Here is a 21114-nt window from a genome sequence, read left to right as displayed (position 1 = left end):
GACCCGGATCGCACGACATGAGCACGTCCCTCAACACCCTGATCGCTAAACTGAATCCGACCTGCCGGCAGGCGGCGTTGCTGGCGGCGAACAATTGTCTCGCGCGTGGTCACTACGAGGTCGACCTCGAGCATCTGTTGCTGGCACTGCTGGACGAACCGGCCAGCGACGTCGCGCTGGTTCTGCGCGCAAGCAAAATCGACGCGCACGCGTTGCGTGCGGATCTGGAGCGCGAATTGCAGCGGTTGAAAACCGGCAACACGCGCACGCCGGTGTTTTCCAGGCATCTGATCGAATGGCTCGAACAGGCTTGGCTGATTGCATCGCTCGATTCGCAGATCGGACGCATCCGTTCCGGGCATCTGCTGCTGGCGCTGCTGAGCGCGCCGGATCTCGCTCAATTCGCCGAGCGCATGTCGCCGCTGCTGCGCGACGTACGCGTGACCGATCTGAAGCACAAATTCGATGAGCTGACCGCCGGCTCGCGCGAAGTGGAGCGCAGCAACGGCACGCAAGGCGCGGAAGGGGACGCAGCCGCAGCCGCGACCGCGGCCAGCGATGCCGCACCGGGCGCGCCATCGAAAACACCCGCGCTCGATACGTACACCAGCAACCTCACGCAGCGAGCGCGCGAAGGCAAGATCGATCCGGTAGTCGGCCGTGAAGGCGAAATTCGCCAGACTATCGACATATTGATGCGCCGCCGCCAGAACAACCCGATCATGACGGGCGAAGCAGGTGTCGGCAAAACGGCGGTGGTCGAGGGGCTGGCACTGCGCATTGCCGCCGACGACGTGCCCGCACCGCTAAAAGGCGTGGCGCTGCATGTGCTCGACATGGGACTGCTGCAAGCCGGGGCGAGCGTGAAGGGCGAGTTCGAGAACCGCCTGAAGAACGTAATCGACGAGGTGAAGAAGAGCCCGCATCCGATCATTCTGTTTATCGACGAAGCGCACACCATTATCGGCGCGGGAGGTCAGGCCGGGCAGAACGACGCCGCGAATCTGCTGAAGCCGGCGTTGGCGCGAGGTGAATTGCGCACCATTGCGGCCACCACGTGGAGCGAGTACAAGAAATACTTCGAGAAAGACGCGGCGCTAGCGCGGCGCTTCCAGGTCGTGAAGATCGAGGAGCCGGGTGAGGCGCTCGCCGCGGCCATGTTGCGCGGCATGGCGGGATTGATGGAAAAACACTTCAACGTGCGCGTGCTCGACGATGCGATCACCGAAGCGGTGCGTCTGTCGCATCGCTACATTAGCGGCCGGCAACTGCCGGACAAGGCGATCAGCGTGCTCGACACGGCTTGCGCAAAAGTGGCGCTCGCGCACAGTTCCACGCCGGCTGCAATCGACGACACGAAGAAGCGCCTCGAACGTATCGACGCTGAAATCGCCGCACTGGAACGCGAAGTAGCGAGCGGCGCATTGCACGACGAGCGTCTCGCTGAATTGCGCGCCCTGCGTGAGGAAGACCTCAAGGACCTCGCCGAAGACGAAGCGCGCTACGACAAGGAGCGCGCTCTGGTAACGGAAATCGTCGGGCTGCGCGCGGACCTCGACGCGGCGCGTGTCGCCAGCGCGGACCCCGAACAAGCCGGCAAGGCGCAGCAGGCGCGCGAAACGCTTGCCACGCGTGTGGCCGAATTGCACACCTTGCAAGGCGGCCAGCCAATGGTGCCGTTGCAGGTCGACGCTCATGTGGTCGCCGAGATCGTCGCATCATGGACGGGTATTCCGCTCGGCCGCATGGTGAAGGATGAAATCCAGACCGTGCTGAACCTGCAACCGTTGCTGGCCGCGCGCGTGATCGGCCAGGATCATGCGCTCGAAGCGATCGCGCAGCGCGTGCGTACCGCGAGTGCGAATCTCGAAGATCCGAACAAGCCGCGCGGCGTATTCATGTTCGTCGGGCCGTCGGGCGTCGGCAAGACCGAAACCGCACTCGCGCTGGCGGACGTGCTGTACGGCGGCGAACGCAAGATGATCACGATCAACATGAGCGAGTATCAGGAAGCGCATAGCGTGTCCGGCCTGAAAGGCTCGCCGCCGGGCTATGTCGGTTACGGCGAGGGCGGTGTATTGACCGAGGCGGTGCGCCGCAATCCGTACTCCGTGGTACTGCTCGACGAAGTCGAAAAGGCGCATCCGGACGTGCTCGAAATGTTCTTCCAGGTGTTCGACAAGGGCACCATGGACGACGCCGAAGGCCGCGAAATCGATTTCCGCAACACGCTGATCATTCTGACTTCGAATGTCGGTTCGCAGGCCGTGATGCAAGCCTGCCTGAACAAGAGCGAGGAAGAACTGCCCGACGCCGGCGAACTCGCCGAGACGTTGCGCCCGCAACTGTACAAGGCGTTCAAGCCTGCGTTTCTCGGCCGCATGAAGGTGGTGCCGTACTATCCGATCACCGATGACGTGCTCGCCGAAATCATCGACCTGAAGCTCGAACGGATCCGCCGCCGCATCGAATCGAATCACAAGGCCGTGTTCGAGTGGGACGAGTCGCTGGTCGATGCGGTGCTCGCGCGGTGCACCGAGGTGGATTCAGGCGCACGTAATGTCGACCACATTCTGAACGGTACGTTGCTGCCCGAAGTTGCGCAGCGCGTGTTGGAACGCGTGGCCAACGGCGCTTCGCTCGAACGCATCGCCGTGCGGGCGAGCGAAGCGGGCGAATTCGACTACACGGTGGTATGAGCGGGCGCGCCGAATCGCGCGTCAATCTGTTTAATGCCGTACCGGATACTTATTGCTTTCTTTCATGCCGATTAACCTGAACACGTTGCTGGCTCCGCTCAGCGAAATCTCGCCTTGTGGCGAAGATCTGCTTTTCTCAGCGGATTTCGACGCGATTCAGCACGCGCGCCGTTTCGAAGACCCGTCGCTGGATCAGGGCGAGTGGGTCACGGAAATCAAAGAGGCGGATTGGTCGTTTGTCATCGAGCGCTCGAGTAGTCTGCTACAAACGCAGACCAAGGATCTTCGCCTGGCAGTCTGGCTGACCGAGGCGCTCGCAATCGACGAAGGCATCAACGGTCTCTCGCAAGGCTACGGGTTGTTGACGGGACTTTGCGAGCGCTACTGGGACCACGTCCATCCGCTGCCGGACGGCGACGACACCGAGTATCGCCTTGGCAACGTCGCGTGGCTCGTCGGCCGCACCGGCGATCTGCTACGCGCCATGCCGATTACGTCGTCGCAAGGCAATACCTACAGCACGATCGATTGGGATGTCGCCACGCATGTTGCGCAGGCCGTCAAGCGCGATCCGGATCATGCCGACGACATCGTGCGTGGTAAACCGTCGATCGATCAGATCGAGGCGTCGAAGCGCGCCACATCAACGGCGTTCTACGCCGCGCTGCTCGCCGATCTGAAAGCGTTTGAAGCGGCTATGCTGGCGCTCGAACAGGAGCTGGACCGGCATGCCGGCGATTCCGCGCCGAGTTTCCGTCAGGCAAAAGACGCGTATGAAAGCGTCTACCGGTTAGTGGAACGCTTCGCCCGCGAAGTGGGCGTGAACGCCGAAGCGGCGCCACCCGCGAAAGTACCTGCGCCGAACGAGTACGAACGGGCCGAGCCCGCCTTCAAGACTTCACCGCAACGTGAGGAACCTGTGTTGACGACCATGCCCGCCAGCCCGATTGCAGGAATTCAAAGCCGTGCGCAGGCCGTCGCGCAATTGCGCGCGGTGGCCAGGTTCTTTCGCGCTACGGAGCCGCATAACCCTGCGGCGTATTTCGCCGACAAGGCAGCGGAGGCGGCGGATATGCCGTTGCATCAATGGCTTTCGAGCGTAGTGAAAGACGACGGATCGCTCGCGCATATTCGCGAGTTGCTCGGTGTGAAGCCGGAAGAGAACAGCTAGATAAACATCTCGACGCGGCAAATAGAAAAGCCTGGCTTCGGTTCTCTATCGAAGCCAGGCTTTCTTTCATGCGCGCCGCGCAAACACCCAATCAAGACCCCGCACGAAACTCGATGCGGCGATTCCGTGCCCGTCCGTCAGTCGTGTCATTCGATGCAATCGGCTGATCCGGGCCGACGCCGGTCGTCGTCATCTGTTGCGGCGGGATGCCCTTAGCGACCAGATAGCCTTTGACCGCATCCGCGCGCGCCTGGCTCAGCGCGATATTCGACGTGCGATTACCCGAGTTGTCGGTGTGCCCGATGATCGCAACCGTTTTGGTCGTCATTTTCCCCATGGCGGCGGCCATCTGATCGAGAATCGCGCGACCTTGCGGCGTGAGCGTGGCGCTGCCGGTTTCGAATTCGATCGTGCGGTTCGCGAGCGTCTGATCGAGCAGGCCTTGCTCGGATGCGCTCACGCGCAGGCCGTTCTTGATCGTATAGGTCGGGTTCAGCGCATTCGCCATGTCGCTCGCGAGTTGTTGACGCTGCGATTCGTTGTGCACTTCGCCTTTCACGTCGATCTGCGTGCCGTCGATTTTCAACTGGCCTTTGCTGATCTGCTTCAATTGCGGACCGATCAGCTTTTGCACGTTGGCGGACCAGTTCGGCGGTGTCGCCACGTCGGCGACTTCGATCTGGTCGACCACGTTGGCCGCGCCGTATGTGTCGCGCAGTCGTGCGAGCACGGCCGCCTTGGTCGCTTCGTCCGGCACCTTGCCGCCAACCACCACCTGGCCCGGCGTCGCGTTGGCGGGCGGCGGCGCTGCGCTGATCGCGCCGGTGCCCGCGCCGGTCGTGCCGCTGGCGAGCCCGGACGTGGTCACTGCGGGTCCCGCATTACCCACCGGCGCCGACGCAGCCGGCGGCAGAATCGTGGTGTGAATCGAAATACCGCTGTTGTCGACCGGCGTGACGCGAGCGGGGCCGTCGTTGTCGGCATGCGCGAGGGCGCTGAGCAGAAGGCCCGCGAGCAGCACGGACGTGCGCGTGGAGAGGGTCAGCATCGTGTCACGCTCCCGTGAATGCTTCGCGGAACGTGTCGATGCTGACGCGCAGCGACAGTTGCGGTTGGTCGAGGTAACTGACGAGCTTGCTGATGCCATGATCGTTCTGTGCGTGTTCGTCGATCCACTCGGGGTCGTCGATATCGATGTTATGTGCCGCATACGACTGCGGATCGACCACGCTGTGCAGCGTTTTGGCCGACGCGCCATTAAAGCCGATGATGAGCCGCTCGCGCTCGGCAATCGTGCCGATGAAAATCGCCAGTTCGAAATCCGCCTGCGCGACGAACGGCGCGATCAGTTCGAGCCAGAACGCGGCCACGAGACTGCGGTAGAACGGATCGTTCGGCAGCGGCAAGGTCAGCCCGCGTTCGAGATGCGACGAACCGCTTTGCATCACCGGACGCAGCAGCGAGCCGAGCGCGAGCATCGCGCCGCGCAAACGCACCGGATGGCCGCTCGCGAGCAGCATCTGTTCGAGGCCCGCGAGCGTTTGATGCTCGACGAAATCGTTGAAGGTGCCGTCATGCGGATTGCCAGGGCCGCCGCCGATCTCGATCGGCACCTGCATGTCGCCAAGTGCCTGCAGCGCGCCCGGCGGTTCGCTCGCGCCAAGCAGCGGCTTCATCTGCGCCGCGACGCGCGACCACAGCCGCGCGAAGGCAAGCGGGCTGTGCGCGAGAAACGTCAGCGGCTTTTCGACTTCGAGCGCGGTCGCGGCAAGAAACGGAAAACGCCGCGAGGATTGATCGTGGCTGGCCATCATATGCCCGGCAATCGCCAGTTTGCTGCGGGAACCGAGGAACGCGAAGTGCATCGGCTTGGCGTTTTCGTAGACGATCTTCCAGCGTGGATCGTCGCTCAGCAGTTCCATGGCTTCCGCGATCCAGCGGTCGAGCGTGGCGAGCAGCTGCGGATTATGGGCGCTCTTCACGAAGTCGCCGCGCGACGGGATCTTGCCGAAGTAGGCGATTTGCGCCTGCACGGTTTGCGTCATTGCGCACCCCCTGTATTCGAAACCGCGGCGGCGGCCGTAGCCGGACGCGCCGCTTGCGAGGCCGGCGCGATCGCGGGCGCGGCGCCCGGTGCACCCGCGGCGGTCGCGTTGACCGAATTCGCCGCCGCGCTCACATCCGCCACCGAGGAGGGCAGCCGCAAGCCGCGCAGGCTCTGCTGTTGCGGCGCATCGCTCGTGCCGCTCGAAGCCTGCGACGTGCTGATGATGCGCATGCTGACCGCCACCGTCACGCTGCCTTGCGTCCACGACAGATCGAACGTGCCGTCCGGACGACGCTTGCGTTGCGCCGAATTGATCAGCTTTTCCAGGCCGTAGCGGCCCGGTTCGTTGACCAGTTGCAGCGTGCGGCCGTCGAAGGTCGTGGCGTTCAGCGTCGCGCCCGGCGAACCCGAAGGATTCGGCCACACGAAGTTGGTCCACTGCGGCGGCGTGTTCCGGTAGCGCATCTGCTGGCCGTCGATTGCAAGCGTGTATTCCGTCGTGCCGCTGCTCGGCTGCGGCAAGATCTGGAACACGGTCTGCGGTTCGGACGAACTCTGGCCCGACGCACCGGCCGCGCCGCCGGCAAGCGGCGCCACCCAGCGCGCGAAGCCGTTGGTGAAATCGGGCGTGAGCGCGAGGCCCATATCGCCCCACGTCCGCGCCGTCAGCGTGTCGCCACGGCGTACCGCGAGCGGCCCGAGCGTGGTGCCGACGAACTTGGCAATCGCGCCGTCCGGACCGAACACCTGGGCTATTTCGCCCGCGCCGGCTTCGACCTTCGCGTCGCTCGCGAACGGGTACTTGTTTGCCAGTGACCCCTGGAAGCTCTGATAAACCTGCGCATTCCACACCTTGTTGACTTCGACGCTGGCCGGCTGGATCACCACTGCGTACGCCGCCATCAACGGACGCACGAGCAGCGGGCGCAGCGCTTTGCGTTGCGAGTCGGTGAGACCGGTGAGCATCTGTTCGTCGACGTATTTCAGCGAATCGGCGAGCTCGGAGCCGCTGCCGTCGAGCGTCTGCTGCATCAGTTGACGCGCGCCCGGTCCCGGATCGCCCTGATTCTTGATCACGTTAAAGCGTGTGCGGACCTTCGACAGCGTGTCCATATAGCCCTTGAGCATCGAGCCGTTGTCGCCGCTTACCACGATGCGGCCCAGCGCCGAGAACTCCTGGCCGATCGGACCCATCGGCATCTCGACCGGATTGCCGTTGATATCGATATTCGCGTTGATCTGGCCGGTCGGCGCCCGCGAGAACCAGTTCTTGAACCAGCTCGTCACGCCGGTTTGCGCGCGCTTCAGGTTCGCGTTGAAGAGCGAGGGGTTGTCCCACGAAGTCTGGTCGTACGCGGTTTCGAGCACCTTGCGGATCGGCGAATCCTGAGGGTCGCCGAGACGGTTCATCGCATCCACTGCCTGACCGAAACTGCCGAAGCTCTGCACCGCGATGCCTTGCATGAACTTCTGCCAGTGCATGGCGTACTCGGTCTTGTACATCGTGACGAGCGCTTTCTGGATCTGCTCGGGACTGCCTTCCAGCGTCAGGTCGTCGTGGGCTGACGTGTTGAGCACCCAGTCCTTGGCCTGCAATTCCTTGGTGGCCGCGTCGCGAATGGCGGGCTGCACGTACTGGAACCACGCTTCTCGCGTGAAGGTGCCGGGAATCGCGTAACTGCCCGCCACCAGCGCCGTATTGTTTTCGCCGACAATGCGCGCGATCGTCATCGGCGCGAAACGGGTCGATGCGCGTGCCTTGATTTCCTCATAAACCCGTTGACGGGCCGGCATGCCGCGCACCACGCGGCGCAGGTTCTCGCGCGTCTGGTCGACGAGACCGAGGTTCTGGTCGATCATCGGCCAGTCGTCGTCGGACACGCGCGAAAGGTAGAAGGTGATCATACGTTCGGCGCTGCGGATCATCTCGTCACGCGGCATGTTGCCGCGATTCGTTTCGAGCCAGCCGCGCCAGAAGCGGGCAACCTGGTCGGTGAGGTGAGCCGTTTCCACGTGACGCTTGTCGCTCAGCATCAGGTAGGTCTTGAGCGCGTTGTACGCATCTTCGACGTTGGTCGGCGAGGCGTCGCTATAGAGTCCACCCTGGCTGTTCGCGCTCATGGCCGAATGCGTGGAGACCGGAATCGCGGCGGCGTCCGGTGCGCGGTTCAGCGGCGCGAGTTGATCGGGGTGTGCGTTGACGTCCTTCAGGAAAGAAGCGAGATTCTGCGAGACCGGATCGAGCAGGATCTGGCGCACGCCGTTGTAGTACTCGGTGAGCAGACGCTGTTCGAGCCGGTCGCCCTGATAGAGGCCGAGCGATACCGCAAGCGGCTTGTCGCGGCGGAACTGCTCGAGCTGGTCGATGCGGTCCTCGAGCACGTCCATGGCCTGCAGCCGCGATTGCAGATCATTGCGGTTCTGCTGCAGGCGCACTACGTTGTCGAGGTCGGCCTGCACGTTCGCCGTGAGTTGCTGGTTGTTGACCGTCGACCAGGTCCAGCCGCCGAGCGCCAGTGCGAGCACCGCGACGAAGCCGAAGAAGGTCGCATAACGCATGCGCGTTTTCGCGGGGCTGGCGAATTGCCTGACCGTTTGCCGGTCGGCGAAGATCACCTTGGAGAACAGGTCGCGCAGGAAGAAGCCGTTCTTCGAAAACGCGCTATGCGGCTTGGGCAGGCTATCGGCGCTCAGGCCGAAACGGTTCGCGATGCGAGTGGCCGCGGCGCTATTGGTCTCGCCTTCCTGCAATGCACTGGTGAAGTAGAAGCCGCGGAAAATGGGCTTGTACTGGAACGGGTTAGTCTCGAACAGCGTGGCGAGAAACGCGCGCAACGCAGGTTTGATGGTGGAAAATTCGAGCGGAAAGCTCAGCTGACCCGGCGAGAGCTTATTGCCGCGATTGATCGACATCTGCGCGACGCTGATTTCTTTCAGGCCGTCGTACAGCTCCTCGAAGTGCTCGTCGAAGAGACCCACCACGTCGCGCTTTTCGTCCGGCTCGTAGGGCAGGGTGGCGCCCCACACGCGGTCGTATTCGTGACGGTCGCTTCCGCTGAAGAATTCGGTGAAGCCGGTAATCAGGTCGGCCTTGGTGAACATGACATACACCGGCGCGAAGACTTCGAGCTTCTCGGTCAATTCCTGCACGCGCTGGCGCAGATTCTTGGCGAGATTGATCGCGAATTCAGGCTTGCTGTTGGTCAGCTCCGCAATGCTGGCCGTGACGATAATGCCGTTGATCGGCGCCTTCGGCCGGAAACGTTTGAGCAGGCCGAGGAATCCGAGCCATTCGGTGCGGTCTTCCTCGTGCACGGAATAGCGCCCCGCGGTGTCGAGCAGAATGCCCTCGGTCGTGAAGAACCAGTCGCAATTACGCGTGCCGCCAATGCCGTGAATCACCGCGTTGTTCTTGTCGGCAAACGGAAATTGCAAACCCGAATTCAACACCGCGCTGCTCTTGCCCGCGGCGGGGTTGCCGATCACGATATACCACGGCAACTCGTACAGCGCCGAGCCGCCCGAGACCTGGCCGATCTTCGAGGTCTTGATGGTCTTCACCGCCTCGACGAGGCGCGTGCGCAGCACGTCGAGTTCGGCCTGGCGCGCGGGCGTGGGCGCGGGGCCGGCTTCAGTCTGCTTTTCTGCCTGCTGCTCGAGCATTTCGCCGAGCTTGCGGTTCGCGCGCCGCGCGCGCAGACGGCGTACCACCCATACCAGCAGCCACAGCGCGACCACGACGCCGAGCGCGATGGCTGGCCACATCAGGTCGATCTGCAAGGTATCCGCGCCGATGAATAGAACAGCAGCGAGCGCGAGCAAGCCGATGATCGAGAGCGTGCGTGTGTGGGTCAACACGTTGAGAATGCGTCGCATAAGCCGTTCAGGTCTGGGTGATGAATGTCGTGGCGCGTGCTGTGGCGCACGGCATGGTGCGCGTATGGCGTTTGAAATAAATCGAGTGCATGTTCAGGCGAAAGCGAATACGGCAAGATTGTTAAATCCGCGAAAAAAAGCCGCAGAGAATGTGATCGGCGCAATGCCGTTATGCATGCGGCATTGCCGCTTTTCGCCAGAAAATCTGATTGAACGCCCCATTGTCAACCTCTTATTCCCCGCTTTGCCCTAATGACCGCGCCCGAGGACGAAGCCGGGTTTGTGATATTCGACGTGCCCGAGATCCATCATTTTCCAGCGCCCACCCCACGTCAGACCGACCTGTTCCGCTGTCTGTCCGTATAGCTGATAACCTCGCATGGCCCAGGGATCTTTTTCTGAAATGACGAGTTTGCCGTCGCGCAAAAATGTATTGTCCGCGGCAAGCCCGTATTGGTGGTAGCTTTGAAACGCTGCGGCATTAGTGACGTTGCCCCCCATTTGCGCCAGCCGGTTTTGCCGCTCCGGACTGCGATAACCTTCCAGTAAGGCCATTTCATACCCGTATTGCTCGTGCATGATTTTGTAGACGAGCAATAAACGTGTTCTGAAATCGGCATCGAGCAAATTCCAGTCGCGGCTCGCGTCTTTAAGCGCGGGCCGGATCTGCTCGACTTCCTGCGTGGCAAATACCTCCGGTGGCAGCGGCGGCGGGGGCACGAGCTGCTCGCCGTTCAATAACGCGGCAATTTTCTCGTCCGGTACCCGCGCAGTGTCATCGAATTGGAATAATTGCCGGCCGCGTAAAGCCAATGCCACCAATGGAGGCGTCGCAAGAATACCTGTGGTGGTAAAAATCAGCAAGCGCCGCTTTACCAGTAACTTTTGCATATCGATTGCGGTCGATTGCGAAATTTTTGCCGAGCGCGCTAATTGGCCGCGTGCGCGAGATGCACTTCGCGATGCTCCGCGCATAAAGCGGCCATGAATAGTGAGAGCCGCGTCCAATAAAGAGGCGCGTACTGCCGGCAATAGCAGCATTGCGGCGATCATGACGGCGAGCGCGAAATAGGCGAAAAGTACTACGGCAATCAAAGGCGACCCCGGAAATTGGAAAGAATTGTATTTTGTAATGCTTGCTCTTAGAATCAGGCCTGCTCTGAGAGGAGCCGGAGCGTATTATCACGGCGAAATAATCCAGGATTCAATGAGACAGTGAATGAGTGCGCCGGAAAGTTCGAATTCCAAAGCCCCGCCTAGCCTGTTATCCGATAAGGCTAAAGGCGCTGATGGCAATGGTTCGCGAATTCTTGCGAACCTCGAAGGCCGCGTTGCGCCGCCTACGGAAAAACCACGCCGGTCGAAAGCGGTGCTCGCGCTGGTCGCCTTGCTCGTGATCGCAGCCGGCGGCTGGGGAGCGTGGCATATGCAGCGGCGCGTGCAGAGCGAGTCGCTGGCGGAGGGCACGCCTGCCAGCGTCGAGAAGGCTGCCGCGCCCGCGGTTGCTGCAAGCAACGTGCCGCAGGTTGTCGCGAAAGCAGAGGTGCCGGCCGCGGCGTCGTCGCAAGCGGCGACCATCGTTGCCGACGACAGCGATAGCAAGGCCGCTGCGGCATCCGCCACGGCGCCCGCCAGCGGTGACGCCAGCCGCCTGTCGCGCGCGCTCGCCGACGGTGCGGAACCGAGCAGCGCACCTGCACCGGTTGCATCCGCAACGGCTGCTTCAGCGGTCACGGTGCCAGCGGCGAAGCACGGCAAAAACGCGACGGCTGTAGCCACCAAGGAGAAGCACGAGAGCGCGGCGCACGGCAAGAAGGAAAGCATGGTGGCGGTGAACCGTCACGCGAGCGCGCCGACTGCGGTCGCGCAGTCGAAGAAAGCGCGCGCGACCAGCAATGCTTCGAAGGATGATTCGGATGCCGATCTATTGGCGGCTCTCGTCGCCCGGACCAAACCGGCGGACACCAAGCCCGCGGTAGAGGACACGGCGACCAAGGTCAGTGCAAGCGCTGCCGGCAACGCCAAGCTGGCTGAACGCGTGAAAGAGTGCGGCAAGCGTGGTTTCTTCGAAGACCAGTTGTGCCGCTGGCGCGTATGCGACGGTCACTGGGGTAAGGATCCGGCCTGTCCGGCTTCGGCGCAGCAGGCACGCCAGCCTTGACGCATTCTTTATTTGCTACGCAAACCGTGGTGGATGGGGGAAGTAAGGGAGCTTTGGCGGCGAGTCTGGCAACGCTGCGTGCTATACGCTTTGCATGCCTACGCGATTACAGAAGACGCGTCTGAATCAATTTTATAGTCGGGATTGTCTGGTTTCATGTCGATCTGCTGGCGCGGCCGAGGCCGATCACGCTGCGAAACCGACGGAATTGTCGCGCGGACTGCGCGCCCGCATTGAACCCGCTTCAGGCGGGATGCAGGCCGCGCAGTAACTGACGGACACGCGACAGATCCTGATCGACGTGCTCCGCTTTCTCGAACAACTCCGCCAGCCAGTCGACGAACGCGCGCACGCGTGGCGAGACGCGGCGATTCTTCACATACGCGACCGAGACCGGCATCGGCACCGGCTTCCATTGCGGCAGGACTTCGCGCAAAAGTCCAGAATCCAGATAGGGTTGCGCGGCGATGCGGGCGGGCTGGATCAAGCCCAGGCCTTGCAAGCCGCAGGTGAGATAGGCCTGTTCGTCGCTGACTTTGACGAAGCCTTTTACCTTGACGTTTTGCGCTTCGCCGTCCACTTCGAAATCGAAATCCACTTCGCGTCCGTTGTGCGGCGACATGCAATTGACGGCCGCATGTCCGCGCAAATCGTCGAGGTTCGTGGGTGTGCCATGACGGGCCAGGTAGGCCGGACTCGCACAGGTCACGTGTTCGAGCGTGCCGAGTTGGCGCGCGACCAGATTCGAATCCGGCAATTCGCCTAGCTGGATGCTGCAGTCGATTGCTTCGGAGATCAGATCGACGGTGCGGTTGCTGATGCCGATAGCGAGATCGAGGTTCGGGTAGCGCGTGTGGAAGTCGTCCAGGGCCGGCAGGACGATCGTGCTGGCCACCGCGCCGGGCATTTCGATACGCAGGCGCCCGGTCAGGTTATCCGTGGCGTGCCGGATGCTGGCTTCCATTTCGTCGATGTCGGCGAGGATTTGCGCGCAGCGCTCGTAGTAGGCCGCGCCTTCGGGTGTAATGCTCAGGCGCCGCGTGGTGCGGGCGAGGAGAACTGTGCCTAGCAGCGCTTCCAGATTCTGGACGATGGTGGTCGCCGTGGCGCGGGGAATGTTGAGGGATTCCGCTGCGCGGGTGAAGCTGTTGGTGTCCACGATTCGGATGAATGTGCGCATTGCGGTTATTCGGTCGATCACGGGTTGTGCTCCAGTCTGGGGTTGTTTGTTGGCTGCGGGGCGGTTTTTGTTTGTGATCTTCGGGGTGTTGGCCTTTCCTTGATTTCGCTGTGGTCTATTCGCGTTGCCCCTGTGCGGGGCGGCACTTACTTTCTTTGCCGCCGCAAAGAAAGTAAGCAAAGAAAGCGGCTTTACACCGCCAGCTCATAAGCGGGTCCCCTGGCTTGGAGGGGGTAGTGGCGCATCTGGAATCCGCGTTCTCGCACATTCCGCCCCGGTGACAAGGCAGTCATGCTTCCGGCGGCGCTGCGCGCGCCGCAGCGGTCTTCATTGAACAGTGGCCTTTTTAGGGTGTCGCCGAGGCGAAGCCGACGGCCCCCACGGCGTAGTCCTACTGACGGGTTCCCGCGCATACCCGTCCGCGACGCACGCAGTGCGGAGTGGGAGCGGATGATGGCTTTGTCACTGGAGTGGAATGTGCGAGGGCACGGATTCCAGATGAACCACTGCCTTGGCTGTGCGGGGGACCCGCTTAAAAATTAGCGGTGTGAAGCCGCTTTCTTTGCTTACTTTCTTTGCGGCGGCAAAGAAAGTAAGTGCCGCCCCGCACAGGGGCAACGCCAATAGACCACCACGAATTCAAGGAAAGGCCAAAGCCAAAAAAAACAACCCAACCCCGACCGCGCCGCAGGCAAAAAAAACAACACCCCCGCAGCGCGGCCCACCCAAAATTTACTTCCGCAAGGAATCCAGATCAATCACAAACCGATACTTGACATCACTCTTCAGCATCCGTTCATAAGCCTCATTAATCCCCTGCATAGGAATCACCTCGATATCCGAAGTAATCCCATGCTCACCGCAGAAATCCAGCATTTCCTGCGTCTCGGCAATGCCGCCAATCAACGACCCAGCCAACCGGCGACGCTTGAAAATCAGATTGAACACCTGCGGCGACGGATGATCGTGCTCCGGCGCGCCGACCAGCGTCATGGTTCCATCACGCTTGAGCAGATTCAAAAACGGATTCAGATCATGTTGCGCAGCCACGGTGTTCAGAATGAAATCGAAGCTGTTCAAATGCGCTTCCATCTCTTCGGCATTCTTCGAAATCACCACCTCATGCGCACCCAGCCGCTTCGCGTCTTCGATCTTCGAGGGCGACGTGGTGAACAACACGACATGCGCACCCATCGCGCGCGCCAGCTTCACGCCCATATGACCCAAGCCGCCAAGGCCGACAATACCGACCTTCTTGCCGGGACCGGCGCCCCACGTGCGCAGCGGCGAATACGTGGTGATGCCCGCGCACAGCAACGGCGCCACGCCGGCAGGGTCGAGATTGTCCGGCACGCTCAAGGTGAACGCTTCGTCCACGACGAGTTGCGTGGAATAGCCGCCGTAAGTGATCTGACCGTCGACCCGGTCGACTCCGTTATACGTGCCGACAAAACCGTTCTCGCAATACTGCTCGAGACCTTCCTCGCAACTCGCACACGTGCGGCACGAATCGACCAGACAGCCGACGCCGACCAGATCGCCCACCTTGTGCTTCGTCACGTCCGCACCGACCGCGGTCACGCGGCCGACGATTTCATGGCCCGGCACCACCGGAAATACGGTGTTTTTCCATTCATTGCGCGCCTGATGCAAATCGGAATGGCACACGCCGCAAAACAGCACTTCCATCTGCACATCAAGGGGGCGAAGTTCGCGGCGCTGGATTTCGAACGGGGCGAGCGGCGCGGTAGCGTCGGTCGCTGCATAGGCATAAGTCGTGCTCATGGGTAGCTCCAGCAAAGAGGGTGAAGTCGCAAGGCGCCGGCCATGGGCGACGCATGTCGCCGATGAGGCCAACCTCGTCATGAACCGGGATCACGGCGCGGGCGGTGACTGGCAAATTCGTCAAACAGGCAATGGCCAATCGAGCCCGGCGCAGCGCGGAAATAGATGATCCGGCAGGGTTCCCATGATAGGAGCGGGCGGGGAGCCCGGGAATACCTGAATGTCTTGAAGGTTTGCCTAAAACTCCTGGCGAGCAGCGCGATAGGTCGTTTGGTGCTAAATTTCAAGCATTATTCTCTTGCACGTCACTATACCGTCATGTCAACCCGTTCCGCTGAACCCGTCCCGCTCGATCCCGCCCAGCGGCGTGTGGTCGAATTATTCGACGTGCTCGCGCCCAATCCGGGCTTCACGCGCACGAGTCTCGAAGGCGTCAATCTGATGCGCGCGAATAGTCCCATGCCGCGCATGCCTGTCATGTACGAGCCGAGCATCGTGATCGTCTGCCAGGGACGCAAGCGCGGCTTTCTCGGCGATCAGGTGTTTCAGTACGACGCGCAGCAGTATCTGGTGCTCTCGGTGCCGTTGCCATTCGAATGCGAGACCGAGGCGAGCCCGGATGAGCCTTTTCTCGCCATCTCGGTGCGCGTCGATCTCACCATGGTGGCGGAATTGCTGATGGCGTTGAACGAGACGCAAGGCGCCGCGCAGCACGAACCCGTCGGCATCTATTCGACGCCACTCGACCCGGCGCTGTGCAACGCGGTGCAGCGTCTGATGGACGCGCTGGCTTCGCCGCTCGACGCACGCATTCTCGCGCCCGGCGTGGTGCGGGAGATCTGTTATCGCGTGCTGACCGGCGAGCAGGGCGACGCGATTCGCGCGGCACTCACGCATCAGAATCATTTCGGCCGCATTGCCAAAGCATTGCGGCGGATTCATGCCGATTACCACGGCGTTCTCGATGTCGATACGCTCGCGTCCGAAGCCGGCATGAGCCTCGCCGTGTTTCACGCGCAGTTCAAAGCCGTCACCGCCACTTCGCCGATGCAATACGTGAAGACCACACGTTTGCATCATGCGCGTTTGCTGATGGTGCAGGATGGTTTGAATGCGGGCGCGGCCGCGGCGCGCGTCGGTTATGAAAGCGCGTCGCAATTCAGCCGTGAGTTCAAGCGCCTTTTCGGCCTCAGTCCAGTGGACGAAGTGAAGCGCATGCGCACCTTGTACGATTCGCCGGCACCACGCGTGGTCAAACCGGTGGCGCGCTACGTCACCGCCGTGTGAGCGGGCAAACGGGCCGCATTACAAACCGCTGAACCAGTTGTAGCCCTGATCTTCCCAATAGCCGCCAGGGTTCGTGTTCGTCACGAAGATCGCCGCGATGTGCTTGGGATTCTTGAAGCCAAGTTTGGTCGGCACGCGCAGCTTCAGTGGATAACCGTATTTGGCCGGCAGCGGCTCATTGCGGAAATCGAGCGTGAGTTGCGTCTGCGGATGCAGGGCCGTCGCCATGTCGAGACTGGAGTAATAGCGGTCCGCGCATTTGAAGCCGACATAGCGAGCGCTCAGATCCGCGCCGATGCGCTCCAGAAACGTGCGAAACGGCACGCCGCGCCATTGTCCGATCGCGCTCCATCCTTCAATGCAGATGTGGCGTGTGATCTGCGAGACCTGCGGCAACGCGCGCAGCTGATCGAGATTCCAGCTGCGCTTGTCCGACACGAGCCCTGAGACTTCGAGCTGATAAGTTGAACCGTCGATGTCCGGCGCGTCGAACTCCGGATAGAACGCGTTGAACGGAAACGGATCGGTGATTTCACGCGCGGAGTAGGTAGGTGCCAGCTTGTTGCGGTCGAACAGCCAGCCCTGCACGCGATCGTTCCAGCGCGACATGGCCCAGAGCACCTTGTCGACCGAATCGCCATCCTGCATGTTGCAGCCGGAAAGCATCGCCAGCGCGCCGATGGAAAGCGACGAGCGCAGAAACAGGCGCCGCTGCAGCCGCTCGATTTGCGGCTGATGATCGGCAAGGACGATGCGGGCTCGGCGTTCGTCGCCGTTGCGTTCGGATGCGCTCATGCCTGGGTTCCTCCATGCGCTGCGTGCCGTGCGCGACCGGTCAGCATTGGCAGCAGCGTGCGCGGCACGAGCAGCACCAGCGCCAGATGCACCACCACGAAACCGACCACACCCGCCATTGCGATGAAATGCACGCGCCGTGCGAAATCGAAGCCGCCGAATAAGGCTGTAAGCCACGAAAATTGCACCGGCTTCCAGATGGACAGCCCCGACGCGACCAGCAACACGCCAAGCGCCAGTACGATGAGATACAGCGCGCGCTGCACCGCGTTATATCTGCCGGTATCGTGCGGCAACTTGAATTGCAGGGCGAGGCTTGCGTCATGTATTACGTCGCGGGGATGAACCGGCAACAGCTTGCGCCGGAAATGCCCACCGCCGAGGCCATACGCGAAATACAGCAGGCCGTTCGCGCAGAGCAGCCACATCGCCGCGAAGTGCCAGGCGATCGAGCCGCCCAGCCATCCGCCGACGGTCGCCCACGCCGGAAATCTGAATGGGAAGAAGGGCGACGCGTTATAGATGGCCCAGCCGCTCATCACCATGCAGACCATCGCGAACGCGTTGATCCAGTGTGTGATACGGACGACGAGCGGGTGGAGGAGCAGGCGCATTTGCGGTTCGGGCATGGAAAGGATCGCGAGGCGAACGGGAGCTGGAAAGCCGCGCCATTTAAAAAAGCGCGGCTGCTCGAACAAACCGGAAAACGGCAATGTCGTGTTACATCGGCGGCGTTACGCCGTGCTCGCCCGCGGAGATGAAGTTGGCCGCCATCGAGCCGTCGGCTTCCTTGTGTGCGAACAGCACGACCTTCGCGCCCGGCACGAGCAGCGAGCGGTCACCCGGTTCCAGCGCGACGATAGGGACGTCTTGCGGAATCACGATCTTCTTTTCGCCGTCCTTGTACTTCACGGTGATCGTGCGGCCGTTGCTGACCACGAGCGAACCGACCGTACCGTTGGTCATCGAACTGTTGCCGCCGAGATCCCACGGACGGTGCCCTTCGCCGGCACCGCGCATGCTCGCGGGGAACACGTGGACTTCGAGTGCTTTCAGCGTGCCGTCCGCTTGCGGGATCGCGGCGGTGCCCACGTAGCTGTCCGGCTTGATGTCGTTCACGTCGGCGAGCACGACGCCGCGAATCGGCGTGTCCTTGGCGAGCTTCACGTCGACGTCCTTGCCGTCGCGCGTGTGGACCTTGAGCAGGTCGCCCGACAACGATGTTACCGTGCCGCGCACGCCGGTCGGCATGGCGTTCTGGGCGTATGCGGCCGGACCGGCGGTGAGGAACGCAGCGGCGGCGAGCGCCGGGGCGACGAAGGTGCGCAACGCACGCGCGGAAACCATCTTCATGAATCTGCTCCAGGTGGTGAACGATGGGGGCAGATTAGACTCGGGACCGGCTCCGGCGAGTGACAGATGGATGACAAAAACGTCATGAATGGCGCGCAACGGCCACGTAAAATGACCGGCATATCCACGTCCCGCATGTCAGCGAGCCTTCGAGCGAGCCTCCGGGCCGAAGCCCGAATTGGAGCACTGAGCACCATGAGCATCCTCGTCATAGAAGACGATCCGAAAACCGGCGACTACCTGAAGAAGGGCTTGCGCGAGAGCGGCTATGCGGTCGATCTCGCCCGCACCGGCACGGACGGCCTGCACATGGCGCTCGAAAATCCTTACGACCTCGTGGTGCTCGACGTGATGCTGCCTGGTATCGACGGCTGGGAAATCATGCGCGCGCTGCGGGCACGGCGCGATCTGCCGGTGATTTTCCTCACCGCGCGCGACCATGTCAGCGACCGTATTCGCGGTCTCGAACTCGGCGCGGACGATTACCTCGTCAAGCCGTTTTCGTTTACCGAACTGGTGCTGCGAATCCGCACGCTGCTGCGCCGTGGCGTGATCCGCGAGAGCGACGTGTTCGAGATCGCCGACCTGAAGCTCGACGTGCTGCGTCGCAAGGTGACGCGCGAAGGCGTCGAGATCCCGCTCACCAACAAGGAGTTCATGCTTTTGCATCTGCTCGTGCGCCGTCAGGGCGAAGCGCTGTCGCGCACGCAGATCGCGTCCGAAGTGTGGGACATGAACTTCGACAGCGACACCAACGTGGTCGACGTGGCCATCAAACGGCTGCGCGCCAAGGTCGATCATCCGTTCGAAAAGAAGCTGATTCATACGGTGCGCAGCATCGGCTACACCTTCGGCGACGGCTCATGAAATTCTGGACCGGGCGCTCGCTCACGGCTCGCACCACCGTGCTGTTCGCGTCGATTGCCTGCGTGGTGATCGGCACTTTGGGCGCGTATTTCTACCGCTCCGCGGAGCTGTCGTTGCAGCGCCGCGCCGACGTGGTGCTGACCGGGCGCGTCGAGCATTTCAGCCGGATTGTGCGCGATCTCTACTCGGTCGGCGAACTGAAGGACCGGCCGTTGCTGTTCGAGACCATGCTCGGCGCGGAACAGGACGTGCTGCTGTTTCGCCGTCCGGGCGAGGCGCCGTTTATCGACGTGAACCCGGGTGGCGTGGCGGTGCCCGCGTTGCAGGCCGGCGAGGAGGGCCGTCTGCCGACCTTTGCCGACATTCGCCAGACCCGGCTCGCCGACGGAGTGCCGGTGCATTGGGCGATCGCCACCGCCCGAGCGCGCGAAGACGGCACCGAGGTCGAAGTGATCGCCGGTCACCCGATGACGCAGGAAGTGCGCATGCTGGCCGCTTATCGCAACCGCATCCTGCTGGCCACGCTGATCGGCATGCTGGCCGCGACGCTGCTCGCCTATTGCGTGCTGCGCCGAGCGTTGCGCCCGGTGCGCGAGATTGCCACGCGGGCCGCGCAGATCAGCCCCGCGAGCCTGTCCGTGCGGCTCGACAGCGAGGCGGCGCCGCTCGAATTGCGCCAGCTCACGCACGCGTTCAACGCCATGCTCGACCGTCTCGCCGACGGTTATCAACATCTGTCGCAGTTTTCCGCCGACCTGGCGCACGAAATCCGCACCCCGGTTGGCGCGTTGATCGGGCAGACCCAGGTTACGCTCGCGAGGACACGCGAGCCCGAAGAGTATCAGCAGGTGCTTGAATCGAATCTGGAGGAGCTGAGTCGCCTCAGTCACATCGCGGAAAACATTCTGTTTCTTGCGCATGCGGACCATGCGGCGCTCTCAGTCGAACGTGAGCCGATCGACCTGCGCGAGGAACTCGTCAGGATCGCAGACTATTTCGAAGGTCCCGCCGACGAACGCGGCATGCGCTTCGTGGTCGAGGCAGACGGTATGGCATGGGTGAATCCCATGCTGTGCCGGCGTGCGATCAATAACCTGGTCGTCAATGCGGTGCGTTACGGCGCGAGCGATACGGTGGTGCGTTTGCGCGGCTCGCAGGACGAAGAGGGCGCCACGGTGGTGGTCGAAAACGACGGCGCGCCCATTCCCGAAGAGCAACTGGGGCGTTTGTTCGACCGCTTTTATCGCGCGGATGCGGCGCGCAGCGCGTTCACCGAATCGAGTGGTCTGGGCCTCGCGATCGTCAAGGCGATCATGCATCTGCACAGCGGCACCGCGTGCGTGGTGTGTCCGGCGCCGGGCGTGGTGCGTTTCGAATTGCGCTTTCCGGGCGTTTGAGCGCCGGCGTTCGCGGGCGGCGCTGTTCGCTCAGACCTTCTTCAGATAAGCGGCCTTCAGCATGAAGTTGCCGGCGTCCATCTTGCAGTCCACTTCATGATCGCCGCCCACGAGGCGAATGCTCTTCACCTTGGTGCCCATTTTCAGCGTGATCGACGAGCCTTTTACTTTCAGGTCCTTGATCAGCACGACCGCATCGCCATCGGCGAGTGGATTGCCGTTGGCATCCTTGACGACGCGTTGGTCGGCGTCGTCGGCGGATGCGGCGGCGTGGATCGGCCATTCATGCGCGCAATCCGGGCAGACGTAATTGTCGCCGTCGGGGTAAGTGTTTTCCATTGCGCATTGCGGGCAGGCGGGAATCGTCGACATGGTTGTGTTTCCGGACCGCGGCGGGCCGCGGATAACTTCAGGGTCCGCGAGTATAGCGGACGCGTGCCGGGGCGCCGGTGTGCGGCACGCGCAATGCTGCGCTAGCGCAAACCGGCACGTTTAA

The 21114-nt window shown here is 62.2% G+C and carries 16 protein-coding genes; 6 read left to right on the top strand and 10 right to left on the bottom strand.

The window, feature by feature from the left end:
• Window positions 1-17: 17 nt before the first annotated feature.
• Together tssH and tssA are read left to right on the top strand one after the other, a co-directional pair.
• Window positions 18-2699 (top strand): type VI secretion system ATPase TssH, encoded by a 2682-nt coding sequence (tssH, locus tag BLW71_RS22870; protein WP_091801920.1) that lies wholly within the window; start codon window positions 18-20, stop codon window positions 2697-2699.
• A 64-nt stretch (window positions 2700-2763) separates the two neighbouring features.
• Entirely contained in the window at window positions 2764-3870 is a 1107-nt protein-coding gene (gene tssA / locus BLW71_RS22865; RefSeq protein WP_091801917.1) for a type VI secretion system protein TssA, read from the top strand.
• A gap of 91 nt (window positions 3871-3961) precedes the next feature.
• On the opposite strand, the gene BLW71_RS22860 is transcribed toward tssA, so the two are convergent.
• The 4 genes from BLW71_RS22860 to BLW71_RS22845 form a co-directional block, all read right to left on the bottom strand.
• Window positions 3962-4918 carry an OmpA family protein gene (locus BLW71_RS22860; RefSeq protein ID WP_091801914.1) on the bottom strand — a complete coding sequence of 319 codons (957 nt, stop codon included), beginning with the start codon at window positions 4916-4918 and terminating at the stop codon, window positions 3962-3964.
• Window positions 4919-4922: 4 nt separating this feature from the next.
• The gene (gene tagF / locus BLW71_RS22855) at window positions 4923-5915 is read right to left on the bottom strand and encodes a type VI secretion system-associated protein TagF (RefSeq protein ID WP_091801911.1); all 993 of its coding nucleotides are present in this window, start codon (window positions 5913-5915) and stop codon (window positions 4923-4925) included.
• A complete protein-coding gene (tssM, locus tag BLW71_RS22850; protein ID WP_091801906.1) occupies window positions 5912-9793 on the bottom strand; it encodes a type VI secretion system membrane subunit TssM in 3882 nt (1293 codons plus the stop codon). Before tssM ends, tagF begins: the two co-directional genes overlap by 4 nt.
• A 249-nt stretch (window positions 9794-10042) precedes the next feature.
• The gene (locus tag BLW71_RS22845; RefSeq protein WP_091801903.1) at window positions 10043-10888 is read right to left on the bottom strand and encodes a M15 family metallopeptidase; all 846 of its coding nucleotides are present in this window, start codon (window positions 10886-10888) and stop codon (window positions 10043-10045) included.
• A gap of 124 nt (window positions 10889-11012) precedes the next feature.
• Here BLW71_RS22845 and BLW71_RS22840 point away from each other — a divergent pair, with 124 nt between their 5' ends.
• Window positions 11013-11954 carry a hypothetical protein gene (locus BLW71_RS22840; protein ID WP_091801900.1) on the top strand — a complete coding sequence of 314 codons (942 nt, stop codon included), beginning with the start codon at window positions 11013-11015 and terminating at the stop codon, window positions 11952-11954.
• 244 nt (window positions 11955-12198) lie between these two features.
• On the opposite strand, the gene BLW71_RS22835 is transcribed toward BLW71_RS22840, so the two are convergent.
• Both BLW71_RS22835 and BLW71_RS22830 read right to left on the bottom strand, forming a co-directional pair.
• Window positions 12199-13155 carry a LysR family transcriptional regulator gene (locus BLW71_RS22835; protein ID WP_143048391.1) on the bottom strand — a complete coding sequence of 319 codons (957 nt, stop codon included), beginning with the start codon at window positions 13153-13155 and terminating at the stop codon, window positions 12199-12201.
• A gap of 711 nt (window positions 13156-13866) precedes the next feature.
• On the bottom strand, window positions 13867-14919 hold the full coding sequence (locus BLW71_RS22830) for an NAD(P)-dependent alcohol dehydrogenase (protein WP_091801893.1): 1053 nt from the start codon (window positions 14917-14919) through the stop codon (window positions 13867-13869).
• Window positions 14920-15237: 318 nt separating this feature from the next.
• Between BLW71_RS22830 and BLW71_RS22825 the strand changes: the two genes are divergently transcribed.
• Window positions 15238-16206, top strand: a complete 969-nt coding sequence (locus tag BLW71_RS22825; protein WP_091801890.1) for an AraC family transcriptional regulator — start codon at window positions 15238-15240, stop codon at window positions 16204-16206.
• An 18-nt stretch (window positions 16207-16224) separates the two neighbouring features.
• Here the strand turns inward: BLW71_RS22825 and BLW71_RS22820 are convergent, their stop codons facing one another.
• From BLW71_RS22820 to BLW71_RS22810, 3 genes are all read right to left on the bottom strand, one after another.
• Window positions 16225-17001: a molybdopterin-dependent oxidoreductase gene (locus BLW71_RS22820; RefSeq protein ID WP_091801887.1), complete on the bottom strand. Its 777-nt coding sequence runs from the start codon at window positions 16999-17001 to the stop codon at window positions 16225-16227.
• A complete protein-coding gene (locus tag BLW71_RS22815; protein WP_091808738.1) occupies window positions 16998-17630 on the bottom strand; it encodes a cytochrome b/b6 domain-containing protein in 633 nt (210 codons plus the stop codon). Before BLW71_RS22815 ends, BLW71_RS22820 begins: the two co-directional genes overlap by 4 nt.
• A gap of 91 nt (window positions 17631-17721) precedes the next feature.
• Window positions 17722-18354: a hypothetical protein gene (locus BLW71_RS22810; RefSeq protein WP_091801884.1), complete on the bottom strand. Its 633-nt coding sequence runs from the start codon at window positions 18352-18354 to the stop codon at window positions 17722-17724.
• 195 nt (window positions 18355-18549) lie between these two features.
• Here BLW71_RS22810 and BLW71_RS22805 point away from each other — a divergent pair, with 195 nt between their 5' ends.
• Both BLW71_RS22805 and BLW71_RS22800 read left to right on the top strand, forming a co-directional pair.
• Complete coding sequence (locus BLW71_RS22805) at window positions 18550-19221, top strand: heavy metal response regulator transcription factor (protein WP_091801881.1); 672 nt, start codon at window positions 18550-18552, stop codon at window positions 19219-19221.
• Window positions 19218-20618 (top strand): heavy metal sensor histidine kinase, encoded by a 1401-nt coding sequence (locus BLW71_RS22800; protein WP_091801878.1) that lies wholly within the window; start codon window positions 19218-19220, stop codon window positions 20616-20618. The genes BLW71_RS22805 and BLW71_RS22800 overlap by 4 nt, the downstream gene beginning before the upstream one ends.
• 30 nt (window positions 20619-20648) lie before the next feature.
• Here the strand turns inward: BLW71_RS22800 and BLW71_RS22795 are convergent, their stop codons facing one another.
• On the bottom strand, window positions 20649-20990 hold the full coding sequence (locus tag BLW71_RS22795; RefSeq protein WP_091801875.1) for a zinc ribbon domain-containing protein YjdM: 342 nt from the start codon (window positions 20988-20990) through the stop codon (window positions 20649-20651).
• Window positions 20991-21114 lie beyond the last annotated feature (124 nt).

It is taken from the genome of Burkholderia sp. WP9 (genome assembly GCF_900104795.1).
In the GTDB taxonomy this organism is placed as follows: Bacteria; Pseudomonadota; Gammaproteobacteria; order Burkholderiales; family Burkholderiaceae; genus Paraburkholderia.
This window is presented reverse-complemented; position numbering and strand designations above follow the sequence as displayed.